Source organism: Cytophaga sp. FL35 (assembly GCF_014349235.1).
Classification (GTDB): Bacteria; Bacteroidota; Bacteroidia; order Flavobacteriales; family Flavobacteriaceae; genus Euzebyella.
In genome coordinates this window covers 1-14697 of the sequence record NZ_JACSOH010000035.1, presented here as the reverse complement: position 1 = coordinate 14697, position 14697 = coordinate 1, and the positions used below count along the sequence as shown (strand labels likewise).

Genomic DNA, 14697 nt, shown 5'->3' with positions numbered 1-14697 from the left:
TACCGATTTCCACAATTAAAATATGCTATGGATTATCATCTGTTTATTTTAATGTGTTGATTTACTGCTTAAATTAGTAGCCGCATATAACTTGAGAGTTTCAATGTCTTCATTTAAACGATTATCTAAAGCCTATGAGAATGCCAAAAGAGTATCTTTTGATGACGGATCAAAATTTATTCTCTTTAGCGATTGCCACAGGGGTGATAATAGTTTTGCCGATGATTTTGCCAACAACAGAAATATCTACTTTCACGCCCTCAACTTCTATTACAAAGAAGGATTTCAATATTGCGAACTGGGTGATGGCGATGAACTTTGGGAAAACATAAGCTTTGAATCCATTTTTGAGGCGCACAAAAACGTATATCAGCTTCTTAGGAAATTTCACTTGGAAAAACGTCTTCATATGATTTGGGGAAACCATGATATGGTTTATAAGGACCCCAACTATGTAAAAAAACATCTCAGCAGTTATTTTGAACCCATAGATGGCGAAGACAAGGAATTATTTGAGGGCATTAGCTATAATGAAGCGGTTATCCTACAGCATTCGCATACAGGCCAAGAGATTTTCCTTGCACATGGCCACCAAGCAGATTGGTGGAACTATACTTTTTGGCGCTGGAGTAGATTTTTGGTGAGAGCATTATGGAAACCCCTACAGGTTTGGGGTATTGCAGACCCCACTAGTCCGGCGAAAAACTATACAGAACTCATTAAAATAGAAAGAAGGATTAAAAAGTGGATAGTAAACAAAAAGTTACTTCTTACCATAGTAGGCCATACGCACAGACCCCGGTTTCCAGAACCGGGAGATATTCCATTTTTTAATGACGGGAGTTGCGTTCACCCAAGGAGTATTACGGGTATTGAAATTGTAAATGGTGAAATTTCACTCATCAAATGGCAAATTGCCACCACGGAGGATGGTTTTTTAAGGGTGGTGAGACTGTTATTGGAAGGACCTCAAAAATTGGTGGATTATCGTTTGGAATAACTACCAATTCTCATTTTCTGTTAAAAAAACCACTATCACCTAATAAAACTTCGCAGCTAAGACTAATTTCTTATTTTTAACTTTTAACAATAAACACTCTAGATAAAAATGCACAAGAAAAATGTATCTGTGCAGTTCCTTACGCTGTTATTCGCACTAACGCTCTGGAATTGCAAAGAGGCTCCGCATGAGCAAAACCCAAAACCCAAACGGCCCAATATTCTATTTGCCATAAGTGACGATCAGTCTTTTGGCCACACCAGTTTTGGTGGTAGCACCTATATCAACACCCCCGCTTTTGATCAAATTGCCGAAGAAGGAATTTATTTTAAAAATTTTTATGCCGGATCTCCCGGATGCGCCCCCTCCCGTAGTTCCATTGTTACGGGCAGGTACCACTGGCAAAATGAACAATCTGGACAGCATGCCTCTTCATGGCTTAAAAAACATGTTTCGTTCATAGACCTTTTGGAAAAGAACGGTTACAAAACAGGAAGGACCGGTAAAGGCGTGGGGCCTTTCAAATACGCCTCCGATGCACAGGATTCCCTTTTCAGAAGAGAGAATGCCGCGGGAGTGGAGCATAGTGAAATTAGATATACCGAAGAAAATGATGAACGCTTTGCTAGTGGTATCAACACTACCAATTATTTTGAAAACTTTAAACATTTCATGGAGCAAACCAGGAAGGACGAACCTTTCTTTTTCTGGTACGGTGGTACAGAACCTCATAGAAAATATGAACAGGACTCTTGGATTCGAAGGGGCAAAAAATTGGCGGATGCCCAAGTGCCCGATTTTTTACCGGACAATGATATAATCAGGGGAGACCTGCTGGATTATGCTGTGGAAATAGAATGGTTTGATCTGCATTTACAGCGAATGTTGGAATATTTAAAAGAGACAGGGGAATTGGACAATACCATTGTGATTGTCACCGCAGATAACGGGATGCCGTTTCCCAGAGCGAAAGCCAACGGGTATGATCATGGCGTTCACGTTCCTATGGCCATTAAATTCCCAAAGGAATTTCCGGGAGGCAGAATGGTTGAGGATGCACTGGGATTTGTAGACCTCGCTCCTACACTACTTGAACTTACAGAAACTTCTGCAGAAGGAATGATGCCCATTTCCGGTAAAAGCTTCTCCCATATACTTAGGTCCAAAAAATCGGGAACTATAGACACCTCTAGAAAATATGCCTTGGCAGGAAGGGAAAGGCATTCATCTAGTAGGTATTTAAACAAGGGGTATCCCCAAAGAATTATTAAAGGCGGGGACTACTTATATATCTGGAACATGAACCCAAATCTTTGGCCTGCAGGCGCCCCTCAAAAGTACCACCCTAAAGATACCACGGAACTTATGCCCATGTATGGTTTGGATGAAGACGGAAAATTTATACCGGATGCAGCATTTATGGATATTGATGATTGCCCTACTAAGACCTTTCTTATTGAAAATTACGATCAGCCCAAAATAGCACCTTATTTTGAACTTGCAGTTGGCAAGCGGCCTGAGTACGAACTTTTTAATATTAAGGAAGACCCTGATTGCGTAAACAATCTTGCCGGTAGCGAAAGTCACAATGACATAGAAGCTGAATTGCGAGAGGCAATGGTTGCCGTACTGAAAGAGACGAAAGACCCAAGAGTAGTAGGTCCGGACAAAGAGATTTTCAACTCGTATATACGCTACTCTCCCATGCGCAAATTTCCCAAACCAAGCATACAGCCATAAAGCCTAGCTTTTAAATCGTTGAAATCGTAGTTCTAGGGTTTTTGTAACTTTCTAAGGATTAGCCAAAAAGATAGTTCAATAATGAAATAAAATTCTCGATTTATGAAAACAATGACCTGTAAGCAATTGGGAGGTGCCTGCAACCAAGAATTTCACGCAGAAACCTTTGAAGAAATGGCCGAACTAAGCAAAAAACACGGAATGGAAATGTTTCAAAAAGGCGATAAAGATCATTTAGAAGCAATGAATAAAATGCAAGGGTTAATGCAGAATCCGGAAAAAATGCAAACATGGTTCAATGAAAAAAGAAAAGAATTCACATCCTTACCCAATAATGATTAAAAACCTTTTACCAATTATTTTTTCTCTTGCTTTCACAACTTTATGTGGACAGGAAACTATTAGATATAAACAAATTGACACCGTTAATCTGTATTTGGAAATCTACCGACCTGAAAAAAAGGAAATCAAAAAACCGCTTCCGGCCATCGTTTTCTTCTTTGGGGGAGGATGGCGCAATGGGGACCGTCATCATTTCCTGGAGCAGGCAAAATACTTCAGCAAACGTAACATGGTCTGTATTTTGGCAGATTACCGTACGGAATCCAAACACGGTACTTCTCCTTTCATAGCTCTTCAAGATGCCAAGACCGCTATGAGGTATGTTCGTTCAAACGCTGATGATTTAGGAATTGATCCCAACAGAATTACAGCCTCTGGTGGGTCTGCAGGAGGTCATCTAGCAGCTGCCACTGCATTTATCCAAAAATATAACGACCCCAATGATGATATTTCTATTGATTGCAAACCAAACGCCCTGATATTATTTAACCCCGTGATTGACAATGGCCCGGCCGGTTACGGTTATGAACGTATTGGAAGTGCCTATAAGGATTTCTCTCCTCTTCATAACATACAAAAAGACCCGCCGCCCACCATTTTCTTTTTGGGTACCAAAGACCGGTACATTCCCGTAGAGACTGCCGCCTATTATCAGACTGTAATGGAGAAAACGGGAGGTAGATGCGAATTACACATTTATAAAGATAAAATCCATGGTTTTTTTAATCCGCAATTCAAGGACATGTACAAAGAAACTGTTTTTGAAACCGATAAATTTTTACAGTCATTGGGCTATTTAAGCAGACAATCCAAGATTAAAGTCAATTAGAACATATAAATTCTCAAAAATCCTAAGAGATTTTTCAAAATTGTATATTTAACCGACTCATAAAATCAACCTATGCCACTTGCCATTGTAATTGCCGGGATTATTCTCCTATTTATCCTCATTGCCCGTTTTAGACTCAACGCTTTCATTGCTTTTATCATTGTTTCCTTATTAGTGGGAGTTGCTGAAGGCATGGATTTTATTACCGTATCTGAATCCATTCAGAAGGGAATTGGAAGTACCTTAGGGTACCTCATATTAATTTTAGGCTTGGGAGCCATGTTGGGAAAATTAGTGGCCGATAGTGGTGCCGCACAAAGGATTACCACCCAGTTGGTAACCAAATTTGGCAAAAAGAATATTCAATGGGCAGTAGTACTTACAGGTTTTATAGTAGGCATACCCATGTTCTATACCGTTGGATTTGTTATTTTGATTCCCTTAGTTTTCACAGTTGCCGCCGCTACCGGTCTACCTCTTATCTACGTGGGGCTTCCCATGTTGGCATCCCTATCCGTTACACATGGTTATTTACCACCACATCCTGCCCCAACGGGTATTGCAATTATGTTTAATGCAGATATTGGCAAAACCTTATTATATGGGATTATCGTTGCAATTCCTGCAATCATTGTCGCTGGGCCTTTGTTTTCCAGAACTATAAAAAATGTAAAGGCCACGCCGCTTAAGGAATTTTTAAATCCTGTTGTATTAAAGGATGAAGAGATGCCCAATACCGCGGTCAGCATTATTACGGCTTTACTACCGGTAATTTTGATTGGTTTGGCGTCACTAGTGGCCTTATTTCTTCCAGAAGAACATATCATAAGAAAAATTACGGACATTTTAGGAGATCCCGTAATAGCCATGCTCATTTCCGTCCTAGTCGCCATATACACCTTAGGCTTGGCAAGAGGTAAAAAGATGAAAGACATCATGGATTCAGTCTCCAGTGCTGTTTCGGGCATAACCATGGTACTTTTGATCATCGCAGGTGCCGGAGGGCTAAAACAAGTTTTGATCGATAGCGGTGTGAGTGAATATATAGGTGAAATGCTCAAAGGTTCTAGTATTTCGCCACTTATCTTGGCATGGCTCATTGCAACGGTTATCCGGGTATGTGTAGGCTCTGCAACGGTGGCCGGACTTACAGCTGCCGGTATTGCGCTACCGTTGATCGAAAATTCCGGAACAAGTGCCGAATTAATGGTTTTGGCCATTGGCTCCGGAAGTTTAATGCTTTCCCACGTGAACGATGGCGGTTTTTGGCTGTATAAAGAATATTTTAACCTATCTATCAAAGACACCCTGAAAACTTGGACGGTCATGGAAACTACCGTCGGTATAATGGGTTTGATAGGGGTGCTCATTTTAAACACTTTTATTTAATTCACCCATGAACGAAACACCAAACCAAAGAATAAAATCACTCGGACTGGTCCTACCACCAGCACCCCCACCTGCGGGCCTTTACAAACCGGTTTTGGTAGTAGACAATTTTCTATACGTTTCCGGTCAAGGCCCTATGCTACCGGATGGAAGCCTGATGAAAGGACGGGCGGGACACGATATTGGTTTGGAAGAAGCAAAAAAGGGAGCAAGACAAGTAGGGCTTACCATGCTTTCTACCATTCAAACCCATTTTGGAGATATTGACCGCATCAAACGTATTGTAAAAACCTTGGGAATGGTCAACTCCCATCCAGATTTTGGAGACCAACCTTTGGTCATCAACGGATTTAGCGAACTTATGTCCGAGGTTTTCGGCCCAGAAAATGGGGTTGGTGTGCGAAGTGCCGTGGGTATGATTCTCCCCGGAGGAATTTCGGTAGAAATAGAGGCGATGTTTGAACTACATAAGTAACGATGATACTAAAGGATTGGTACTGTCTTCAAAATCCCGAAGAAACTATTACACCCGCACTTTTGGTATTCCCCAAAGCCATCCGGTACAACATTGATTTGATGATCGAAATGGCGGGGGGCGTTAAAAATCTCCGCCCTCATATTAAAACCCATAAAACTGCGGAAATCATCAACATGCAATTGGAAAGTGGTATTCAGAAGTTCAAATGCGCAACCATTGCCGAAGCCGAGCTTTTGGCCCAAAATAAAGCCAAAGACGTTTTATTGGCCATGCAACCGGTAGGTGCCAACATAGACCGATTTCTAAGGCTGATGAAAACTTATCCGAGTACAGAATTTTCGACCCTTGTTGACCACCCATCTATCTTGAAAAAGCTATCGGACATTGCAGTCAAAGAAAAACTTAGTGTCTCTCTATGGCTTGATGTCAACAATGGAATGAACCGTACGGGAATTTCTCCTAACAAAGTTGCCTTCAACTTGTACAAATCCATGACCACTAGTTCTCGTATTGCGGTGAAGGGCTTGCATGTCTACGACGGACACCTAAGAAACAAGGATTTTGAACAGCGGAAAAAGGACTGCGACCGAGCTTTTCAGTCGGTTATAGACTTTAAAACCAGTCTTGAAAAAGAAGGGTTAGCTGTACCTTCAATTATCGCTGGAGGTTCTCCAACCTTTCCCTTTCACTGTTTGCGGGAAGGTGTAGAGGCGAGCCCAGGTACCACTCTTCTATGGGATGCTGGCTACGGAAACTCTTTTCCTGAGATGAAATTTAAAATGGCGGCCGTTCTTGCCACCCGAGTATTAAGCAAGCCCAATGAAGACATTCTTTGTTTGGACCTAGGGCACAAATGGTTGGCCCCTGAAATGGGCTTCCCCCGGGTGCAATTCTTAAATGAAGACAGCTTTGAACAAGTGGGACAAAGTGAGGAACATTTTGTGATTAATACCAATAAAAGCGAGGCGTACCAAATTGGTGACATAGTGTATGCCATTCCCCAACACATCTGCCCTACTGTAGCAAAATATGATCATTTACAAGTAGTAGAAAACAATGGAATTGTTGGAAGTTGGAAAGTGGCCGCCCGAAATCAATCGATAAATATATGAGCGAATTTATATTTGATGCCCATTTAGACCTTTCTATGAATGCTTTGGAATGGAACCGTGACCTCAGGTGGCCTATTGATGAAATTAGACGAAGTGAACAAGGCATGACCGATAAGCCAGATCGTGGATACAATACCGTTTCTTTCGATGCGATGAGAAAAGGAAATATTGGTCTTTGTGTAGCCACACAAATCGCTCGGTACGTAAAAAAGGAAAACCCGTTACCCGGATGGAACTCTCCTCAACAGGCGTGGGCACAAACCCAAGGGCAGCTAGCTTGGTACAAGGCCATGGAAGATGTAGGGGAACTAACACAAATCACCAATTGGGAAGAGCTCAACAGCCATCTTGAGTATTGGAAATCAACAAATGACCCAAAGAAAACCATCGGCTACATACTTTCTTTGGAAGGAGCCGATTCTATTGTCTCCATTGATTATCTTGAAAAGTCTTATGAAGCAGGTTTGCGAGCCATTGGTCCGGCACACTACGGTCCCGGGACCTATGCCTTTGGAACCGATTCCTCTGGAGGTATTGGTCAAAAAGGAAAAGAACTGCTTAAAGAAATTGAACGCCTTAACCTTATTCTAGACGCCACTCACCTTTGTGATCAAAGTTTCTGGGAAACAATGGATATTTATTCAGGTCCGGTCTGGGCAAGTCATAACAATTGCAGGGCCTTCGTTGACCACAATAGACAGTTTTCAGATGAACAAATCAAAGAATTAGTTGGAAGGGGCGCTGTCATTGGAGTGGTTTTAGATGCTTGGATGATGGTACCCAACTGGGTTCGCGGTCAATCCACTCCAAATGGCATGAATTGTTCGCTGCAACAAATGGCGGATAATATCGATCATATTTGTCAAATCGCTGGAAATACCGATCATGTAGGTATTGGAACCGACTTGGACGGAGGTTTTGGAACGGAGCAATGCCCTATGGATTTAGATACAATTGCAGATTTACAAAAAGTACCTACTCTTTTAAAAAATCGGGGTTACGATGAAAAAGACATCGAAAAGATTTTTCACTTAAACTTTCTCAATTTCCTGAAAAAAACTTGGAAATAATGTAAATTAATTCGCTCTAAGTCAGCAACCTATTTTATATGAATAGAAGACAATTTATCCATTCTTCGATTTTTGCCCTAATAGCGGGCAGTTTGGCTTCCTGTTCAGAATCCCAAAAATTTCAATTGAGGAAAAACATGGTTATCGGTTGCTTTGGCGATAGCATTACCAATGCCGGAGGACATGGGTATGTGGAGCTACTTCAAGAAAAATTGAATGAAGAACATCCCGAGTTACAAATAAAACTCATCAACTTTGGTAAAAGTAGTGAAACAGTTTCCGGCCTAACGGAAGAAGACCATCCAGGACCAAGACCGTACCTTTTTGAAAGACTTGATGACATCCTTGCAAAAAACCCTATTGACATGGCGCTTTTTTGCTACGGAATCAACTGCGGTATTTATGGACCTCCATCCGAAGAATTGTTCAATAGCTTTAAAATTGGGGTTTACTCCTTTCTTGAGAAATTACGGCAAAAGAACATTGGCGCCATTCTTTTAAGTCCTCCACCATTAGCGCTTAATGCCGCACCCCTGGACCATCTCTCAGATTCTGTTCCTTATGGTTACAAAAATCCCTACCCTAAGTACGAAACGGAGGTTCTACAAGAATTTAAGGAAATTGTCCTGAACATGGAACATCCTGTTTCCCAGATGGAAATTGATATTCACACACCTTTATTAGAGCAACAAGGCAATTGTTATGATCAAGACCCCATACACCCCAACTCAAAGGGCCACGAGTTAATTGCCCATACGATTTATCGTAAATTATCGTTTTAACATTGCGTTAGGTCCCTGTGGCAGGGTATTTGTTATCTTTACTTGTATTTGGTATGTATAGGAAAGTTTACTACATAACTTGCTTCTTTATATTGCTATGTTCTTCAACCATAGCACAAACCGATATTCCTGTTCAGAAGGAATTAAAGATTGAGGCTGCCAATAAAATAGATGACACCAAGAAACCCCAGGAAGGAACTTCATTGAACATACCATCCGTGGTAGACAATCCAGAAACCAATTTAAACATGACCACCCGAAATCCTGTTAAGATGGTAGACGACCGAAATTTGGTACAGGCAGGTTACGGGATGAAAATTGATCCAAAAGCGGGACCAAGGGAACCTAAGGAGGGCTCTAAACAGCATTTTGCAGATATGTATTTAGGTGATGTGAAAAGTTCGGGGAAATTTGTAGGTATTGTTTGCAGAGACCATGAATATGTGGATGGTGACCGGGTAAAAATATACCTTAACGACAAAGTAGTAGACCCTAATATTCTTCTTACAGGAAGCTTTAAAGGCATTAACCTTGACCTAGAACCAGGATTCAACCGTATCGATTTTGAAGCCTTGAACGTTGGTTCATCCGCACCCAATACGGCTCAAGTAGATGTCTATGATGACCAAGGAAAACTTATATATTCTAATAAGTGGCTACTTTCCACGGGCTCAAAGGCCACTCTCATTATCACTAAAGACTCGGAATAATCGCCCTTAGACGGATTGCCATTAATTTTGATTGAGGCCCTTCTAGATCAAATGCTTTATTTTTGCAATTTTCAAGATTCTTATGTCAGACAAAAAAGTTAGCATTCTTACAGCATTTAAAACTATCATTTGGCCAAGGAGAAAACTGGTTTTTCTCGGTCTCCTTTTAATCGTCATCAGTAAGGCAGCAAGTTTTGTTGCGCCGGTATCCCTTAGGTATTTTTTAGATGATATTGTACCTAACAAAAATTATGACCTGCTCAAAATATTGGTTGCTGTTGTAATTTTAGCTTTTTTGATCCAAGCTGCCATGTCATTTTTGCTTACCCAAGTACTCAGTATTCAGGCGCAGTACATGATATCAGAGCTGCGTGCACAGGTACAAAAACAAGTACTCTCCTTGCCTGTGCGTTTTTTTGACAACACGAAATCGGGTGCCCTCGTTTCAAGAATTATGAGCGATGTGGAAGGGGTACGTAATTTAATTGGTACGGGACTGGTTCAGCTCGTTGGAGGGACTCTGACCGCCATAGGTTCGTTGATACTTTTATTGAGAATTAGCCCTACTATGACCTTATTGACCTTCATCCCATTAATTCTCTTTGCATTTATAGCCTTGAAGGCCTTTAAAATAATCCGTCCGGTTTTCAGGGATCGTGGAAAAATAAATGCTGAAGTTAAAGGTAGGCTAACGGAAACTTTGGGAGGCATTCGCGTAATCAAAGGGTTCAATGCCGAGGAACAAGAAGGAAAAGTTTTTGAAGAAGGGGTTGAACGTCTCTACAAAAACGTCAAGAAAAGTTTGACCGCCACCGCAGTGATGACAAGTTCTTCGACTTTTTTATTGGGATTGGCTACCACCGGAATTATGATGGGTTACGGCGGGTATTTGATGATGCAGGGAGAACTATCTACCGGTGAATACTTTGAATTTACCTTTCTTTTGGCATTGATGGTCGCTCCTATTGTTCAAATGAGCAATATAGGCAGTCAGTTGACCGAAGCCTTGGCGGGGTTGGACCGTACCGAGGAATTAATGAATCAAATTTCTGAGGCCGACGAAAAAGACCGTACCATTGTTCTATCTGAAATACAAGGGAACATGATTTTTAAGGATGTTTCCTTCGCTTACGAAGAGGATAAAGAAGTCCTTCATAACATCAGTTTTGATGTAAAGGCCGGGGAAGTAGTTGCTTTGGTAGGAAGTTCAGGATCAGGAAAATCTACTATTGCCAGTTTAGCGGCCAGTTTTTTAACCCCTGATGAGGGACAAGTTATTATAGATAACCAAGATTTGGCAAAAGTAGACCTTACCAGTTTCAGACAGTTTTTGGGAGTCGTATTACAGGATGATTTTTTGTTCGAAGGAAGTATTCGCGATAATATTCTTTTTCCGAAACCTGATGCAACGGAAGAAGAATTGGAAGAAGCTGTCAAAGCAGCTTACGTAAATGAATTTACGGACCGATTTGATGAAGGACTTAATACATTGATCGGTGAAAGAGGCGTTAAGCTATCTGGGGGACAACGTCAGCGAATCGCCATAGCAAGAGCCATCTTGGCCAACCCGAAAATTCTGATTTTGGACGAAGCTACCTCCAATTTGGATACTGAAAGCGAAGCTTTGATCCAAAAAAGTTTGACCACGCTAACAGAAGGTAGAACCACCTTTGTTATTGCACACCGTTTAAGTACGATTCGTAAGGCAGACCAGATATTGGTCATTGAAAACGGGCGTATCGCGGAACGCGGCACCCACGACGAACTAATTGCAAAAGAAGGAAGATATTATAACTTATTTACCTACCAAGCTAGAATTTAACTTTCGGGAGCGAGCTCTACTTCAAGACCGTCCAGTTCTTCGGTCATATGAATCTGGCAACCAAGACGGCTGTTGTCCTCAACATTAAAGGCTTCGGCCAACATCGCATCTTCGTCATCTGACATTTCAGGAAGTTCATGGTCAGATTTTACGTAGCATTGGCAGCTAGCACACATGGCCATCCCCCCGCAAACACCAATAGTTCCTTCCGGAGCGAGCTCGTAGGCCCTCACCACTTCCATAAGGTTCATGTTCATATCCGTTGGGGCTTCTACTTCATGGGTAACCCCTTCGCGATCGGTAATTTTAATTTTAATATCCATTAAAAGGAATTTGGTATTTAGGAATTAGTGAACTAGTCTTATTTCATTGAATTGATAAGTCCGTAAAGCATCTTAGAAATTTCATTTGACGTTTCAATTAATGCATCCGACTCAACTTTACTTACAAAGTTCAATTTTTCGGACAAATATAACATTGATCTCACTTCACTGTTGGAACTAGTTGCAAAGTAAAGGAATCTTGTGAAATCCGTATTGGTTCTACGCTCAAATCCTTCCGCAATATTGTTAGAAATTGAAACTGAAGCCCGAAGAATTTGATCCTTAAAGGCAAAATCCTTCAAATTCGAAAATGCTTGGTAAAGAGAAACAGCAAAATTCTGGGATTTTTGCCATACCAATAAGTCTTCAAACCTTTTAACAGCCATTTTTAAACTGGTTATCTAATCAATTGCTACCACCTAACTCCCTAATACCTATCTTCCTACCCCCTAACTTATTCAATCGCCTTCACAACTGCCTTTGGAGCTTCTTTTTTAGAACCGTCAAATCCTGAAACGCCACCAACCGTCGTATATTTCATTACATATTTTTTATCTGGAAAGATGCGTTGATAAGCACTTTGACACATGAGAGTGGCTTCATGGAAACCGCAAAGAATAAGTTTCAACTTACCGGGATAGGTATTTATATCTCCTATGGCATAAATACCCGGCACATTGGTCTGGTAATCAAAAGTATTCACCTTAATGGCATTTTTTTCAATCTCCAGCCCCCAATCACCAATAGGCCCTAGTTTGGGAGAAAGGCCAAAAAGAGGAATAAAATGGTCTACCTCGAGCTTAATATCCTCTACGGCAGTCGTTTTCTTCCTAACAAGCACTGATTCCAGTTGCGCTTCCCCATGCAACGCCACAATCTCACCCGGGGTAATTAAATTGATTTTCCCCTTATTTTTTAGCTGCTGTACTTTTTCAACGGAATCCAATGCCCCTCTAAATTCATTCCTACGGTGTACCAAAGTAACTTCAGATGCTACATCGGCCAAGAAAATACTCCAGTCAAGAGCAGAATCGCCACCACCTGCGATAACGACTTTCTTATCGCGGTACACTTCAGGGTCTTTGATCATATAGGCCACCCCATTGTCTTCAAACTTGCCAAGGTTTTCCAGTAACGGTTTACGAGGTTCAAAACTACCAAGTCCACCAGCAATAGCAACTATAGGGGCTTTGTGTTGTGTTCCCTTATTGGTCGTTACGATAAAGGTTCCGTCATCTAATTTTTCAATGGTATCGGCCCGTTCGCCCAAGGTAAAACCAGGTTGAAAGGGTTCAATCTGTTTCATGAGGTTCTCCACCAAATCTCCTGCCAAAACTTCCGGAAAACCGGGAATATCGTAAATAGGCTTTTTAGGATAGATTTCAGCACATTGTCCGCCCGGTTGCGGAAGTGCATCGATCAAATGGCATTTTAATTGTAACAAGCCCGCCTCAAAAACGGCAAAAAGCCCTGTCGGGCCTGCTCCAATAATCAGAATATCTGTTTGAATCATTCAGCGATTACTTTTTTTTGACGAACAACGCTTTATTCAGCAATGTTCACAACTTCTTCAATTTGTGGGGCGTATTTTTTTATGGTCATCTCCACCCCACTTTTTAAGGTCATTTGGTTCACCGAACAACCTACGCAAGCACCCTCCAATTTTACCTTTACAGAGTTTTCGTTATCAATGGAAACCAATGAAATATCACCTCCATCACTTTGCAGAAAAGGACGGATTTCTTCCAGAGCCTTTTCTACATTTGTTCGTAATTCTTCAGCAGTCATTGTTGTCATACCTACTTTTTCTTAACGGCGGAACAACCCGCCATAGTTGTTATTTTAATGGCTTCCGTTGGTGGAAGGCTTTTATTCCTACTCACCACTTCTTGCACTACATTCTTTGTAAGCTCCTCAAAGGCCTCTTCAATGGGCGTAGCGGTCTGTAATGCTGCCGGACGACCAACGTCACCTGCTTCACGAACACTCTGCACCAAAGGAATTTCCCCAAGGAAAGGAACCTGTAAATCTTCCGCCAAATATTTTGCTCCCTCTTTACCAAAGATATAATATTTGTTATTGGGCAATTCTTCCGGTGTAAAGTACGCCATATTCTCTATTATACCCAACACAGGTACATTTATAGTTTCTTGCTGAAACATGGCCACTCCCTTTTTAGCATCTGCCAATGCCACTTCTTGTGGTGTACTTACCACAACAGCGCCTGTAATTGGCATGGCCTGCATAATACTTAAATGTATATCTCCCGTTCCCGGGGGTAAGTCAACCAATAGAAAATCAAGCTCTTCCCAAGCCGCGTCAAATATCATTTGGTTCAAGGCTTTGGAGGCCATTGGACCTCGCCAAATTACCGCCTGATTGGGTTGGGTAAAAAAACCAATACTCAAAAGTTTTACACCGTAGTTCTCTACAGGTTTCATTTTAGATTTACCATCAACGTTGACCGCCAATGGTTTTTCATTGGCAACATCGAACATAATGGGCATTGAGGGCCCATAAATATCAGCATCCAACAATCCAACCTTAAAGCCCATTTTGGCCAAGGTAACCGCCAAGTTGGCCGTAACCGTGGATTTACCAACGCCACCCTTTCCAGAGGCTACAGCAATTATATTTTGAATTCCCGGAATAGGCTTCCCCTTAATTTCATTCGTTTTTGGTTTTGCCGCAGGTGCATCAACTTTGATATTAATTTTTATTTTGGCCTTTTCATACACCTCTCTGTGAATAACTTTGAGTATTTCAACCTCCGTTTTTTTACGTGCCTGCAAACTTGGGTTGGAAATAGAAATATCTACTTCTACTTCATCACCAAAAATCTGTACATTCTTTACCGCACCGCTCTCTACCATATTTTGGCCTTCTCCGGGTACCGTAATATTTTCTAACGCCTTTAAAACTTGCTTTTTATCTATCTTCATTATACAAAATCATTCTAAACAACAAAGATAAGCTATAAGGGCTAGATACTAAAGCATTTAAATTGAAATGAGAAATGACGTAATAGGTTGCTGGTTGCTGGTTGCTGGTTGCTGGTTGCTGGTTGCTGGTTGCTGGTTGCTGGTTGCTGGTTGCTGGT

Annotated in this window: 16 protein-coding genes; 11 read left to right on the top strand and 5 right to left on the bottom strand. The window is 41.3% G+C overall.

Annotated features, from left to right (window positions below; genetic code table 11):
- The first annotated feature begins 103 nt into the window (after nucleotides 1–103).
- The 11 genes from BIZ36_RS19025 (at nucleotide 104) to BIZ36_RS18975 (ending at nucleotide 11274) form a co-directional block, all read left to right on the top strand.
- Nucleotides 104–1000 (top strand): metallophosphoesterase family protein, encoded by an 897-nt coding sequence (locus tag BIZ36_RS19025; protein ID WP_187459458.1) that lies wholly within the window; start codon nucleotides 104–106, stop codon nucleotides 998–1000.
- A 108-nt stretch (nucleotides 1001–1108) separates the two neighbouring features.
- A complete protein-coding gene (locus tag BIZ36_RS19020) occupies nucleotides 1109–2740 on the top strand; it encodes a sulfatase family protein (protein ID WP_187459457.1) in 1632 nt (543 codons plus the stop codon).
- 102 nt (nucleotides 2741–2842) lie between these two features.
- Entirely contained in the window at nucleotides 2843–3082 is a 240-nt protein-coding gene (locus tag BIZ36_RS19015) for a DUF1059 domain-containing protein (protein ID WP_187459456.1), read from the top strand.
- Nucleotides 3039–3911 carry an alpha/beta hydrolase gene (locus BIZ36_RS19010; protein WP_222937470.1) on the top strand — a complete coding sequence of 291 codons (873 nt, stop codon included), beginning with the start codon at nucleotides 3039–3041 and terminating at the stop codon, nucleotides 3909–3911. The genes BIZ36_RS19015 and BIZ36_RS19010 overlap by 44 nt, the downstream gene beginning before the upstream one ends.
- 72 nt (nucleotides 3912–3983) lie before the next feature.
- A complete protein-coding gene (locus BIZ36_RS19005; protein ID WP_187459455.1) occupies nucleotides 3984–5300 on the top strand; it encodes a gluconate:H+ symporter in 1317 nt (438 codons plus the stop codon).
- 7 nt (nucleotides 5301–5307) lie between these two features.
- Nucleotides 5308–5775, top strand: coding sequence for a RidA family protein (locus BIZ36_RS19000; RefSeq protein WP_187459454.1), 468 nt, complete (start codon nucleotides 5308–5310; stop codon nucleotides 5773–5775).
- Nucleotides 5776–5777: 2 nt separating this feature from the next.
- The gene (locus BIZ36_RS18995) at nucleotides 5778–6890 is read left to right on the top strand and encodes a D-TA family PLP-dependent enzyme (RefSeq protein WP_187459453.1); all 1113 of its coding nucleotides are present in this window, start codon (nucleotides 5778–5780) and stop codon (nucleotides 6888–6890) included.
- The gene (locus tag BIZ36_RS18990) at nucleotides 6887–7960 is read left to right on the top strand and encodes a dipeptidase (RefSeq protein ID WP_187459452.1); all 1074 of its coding nucleotides are present in this window, start codon (nucleotides 6887–6889) and stop codon (nucleotides 7958–7960) included. The genes BIZ36_RS18995 and BIZ36_RS18990 overlap by 4 nt, the downstream gene beginning before the upstream one ends.
- Before the next feature lie 38 nt (nucleotides 7961–7998).
- Nucleotides 7999–8742, top strand: coding sequence for a GDSL-type esterase/lipase family protein (locus tag BIZ36_RS18985; protein ID WP_187459451.1), 744 nt, complete (start codon nucleotides 7999–8001; stop codon nucleotides 8740–8742).
- 92 nt (nucleotides 8743–8834) lie between these two features.
- Nucleotides 8835–9452 carry a hypothetical protein gene (locus BIZ36_RS18980; RefSeq protein ID WP_222937469.1) on the top strand — a complete coding sequence of 206 codons (618 nt, stop codon included), beginning with the start codon at nucleotides 8835–8837 and terminating at the stop codon, nucleotides 9450–9452.
- 82 nt (nucleotides 9453–9534) lie between these two features.
- Entirely contained in the window at nucleotides 9535–11274 is a 1740-nt protein-coding gene (locus BIZ36_RS18975) for an ABC transporter ATP-binding protein (protein WP_187459449.1), read from the top strand.
- On the opposite strand, the gene BIZ36_RS18970 is transcribed toward BIZ36_RS18975, so the two are convergent.
- From BIZ36_RS18970 to BIZ36_RS18950, 5 genes are all read right to left on the bottom strand, one after another.
- Nucleotides 11271–11597 (bottom strand): 2Fe-2S iron-sulfur cluster-binding protein, encoded by a 327-nt coding sequence (locus BIZ36_RS18970; RefSeq protein WP_187459448.1) that lies wholly within the window; start codon nucleotides 11595–11597, stop codon nucleotides 11271–11273. The genes BIZ36_RS18975 and BIZ36_RS18970 overlap by 4 nt on opposite strands.
- A 38-nt stretch (nucleotides 11598–11635) precedes the next feature.
- Nucleotides 11636–11983, bottom strand: a complete 348-nt coding sequence (locus BIZ36_RS18965; protein ID WP_187459447.1) for a four helix bundle protein — start codon at nucleotides 11981–11983, stop codon at nucleotides 11636–11638.
- Nucleotides 11984–12051: 68 nt separating this feature from the next.
- Nucleotides 12052–13110 carry an NAD(P)/FAD-dependent oxidoreductase gene (locus BIZ36_RS18960; protein ID WP_187459446.1) on the bottom strand — a complete coding sequence of 353 codons (1059 nt, stop codon included), beginning with the start codon at nucleotides 13108–13110 and terminating at the stop codon, nucleotides 12052–12054.
- A gap of 32 nt (nucleotides 13111–13142) precedes the next feature.
- The gene (locus BIZ36_RS18955; protein WP_222937468.1) at nucleotides 13143–13394 is read right to left on the bottom strand and encodes a NifU family protein; all 252 of its coding nucleotides are present in this window, start codon (nucleotides 13392–13394) and stop codon (nucleotides 13143–13145) included.
- A gap of 2 nt (nucleotides 13395–13396) precedes the next feature.
- Complete coding sequence (locus BIZ36_RS18950; RefSeq protein ID WP_187459445.1) at nucleotides 13397–14539, bottom strand: Mrp/NBP35 family ATP-binding protein; 1143 nt, start codon at nucleotides 14537–14539, stop codon at nucleotides 13397–13399.
- Nucleotides 14540–14697: the final 158 nt, after the last annotated feature.

Excerpts from the sequence above, each read along its gene's own strand:
- BIZ36_RS19025 (WP_187459458.1), top strand. The coding sequence starts at position 104 with ATGTCTTCATTTAAACGATTATCTAAAGCCTATGAGAATGCCAAAAGA.
- BIZ36_RS19020 (WP_187459457.1), top strand. The coding sequence starts at position 1,109 with ATGCACAAGAAAAATGTATCTGTGCAGTTCCTTACGCTGTTATTCGCA.
- BIZ36_RS19015 (WP_187459456.1), top strand. The coding sequence starts at position 2,843 with ATGAAAACAATGACCTGTAAGCAATTGGGAGGTGCCTGCAACCAAGAA.
- BIZ36_RS19010 (WP_222937470.1), top strand. The coding sequence starts at position 3,039 with ATGAAAAAAGAAAAGAATTCACATCCTTACCCAATAATGATTAAAAAC.
- BIZ36_RS19005 (WP_187459455.1), top strand. The coding sequence starts at position 3,984 with ATGCCACTTGCCATTGTAATTGCCGGGATTATTCTCCTATTTATCCTC.
- BIZ36_RS19000 (WP_187459454.1), top strand. The coding sequence starts at position 5,308 with ATGAACGAAACACCAAACCAAAGAATAAAATCACTCGGACTGGTCCTA.
- BIZ36_RS18995 (WP_187459453.1), top strand. The coding sequence starts at position 5,778 with ATGATACTAAAGGATTGGTACTGTCTTCAAAATCCCGAAGAAACTATT.
- BIZ36_RS18990 (WP_187459452.1), top strand. The coding sequence starts at position 6,887 with ATGAGCGAATTTATATTTGATGCCCATTTAGACCTTTCTATGAATGCT.
- BIZ36_RS18985 (WP_187459451.1), top strand. The coding sequence starts at position 7,999 with ATGAATAGAAGACAATTTATCCATTCTTCGATTTTTGCCCTAATAGCG.
- BIZ36_RS18975 (WP_187459449.1), top strand. The coding sequence starts at position 9,535 with ATGTCAGACAAAAAAGTTAGCATTCTTACAGCATTTAAAACTATCATT.
- BIZ36_RS18970 (WP_187459448.1), bottom strand. The coding sequence starts at position 11,597 with ATGGATATTAAAATTAAAATTACCGATCGCGAAGGGGTTACCCATGAA.
- BIZ36_RS18965 (WP_187459447.1), bottom strand. The coding sequence starts at position 11,983 with ATGGCTGTTAAAAGGTTTGAAGACTTATTGGTATGGCAAAAATCCCAG.
- BIZ36_RS18960 (WP_187459446.1), bottom strand. The coding sequence starts at position 13,110 with ATGATTCAAACAGATATTCTGATTATTGGAGCAGGCCCGACAGGGCTT.
- BIZ36_RS18955 (WP_222937468.1), bottom strand. The coding sequence starts at position 13,394 with ATGACAACAATGACTGCTGAAGAATTACGAACAAATGTAGAAAAGGCT.
- BIZ36_RS18950 (WP_187459445.1), bottom strand. The coding sequence starts at position 14,539 with ATGAAGATAGATAAAAAGCAAGTTTTAAAGGCGTTAGAAAATATTACG.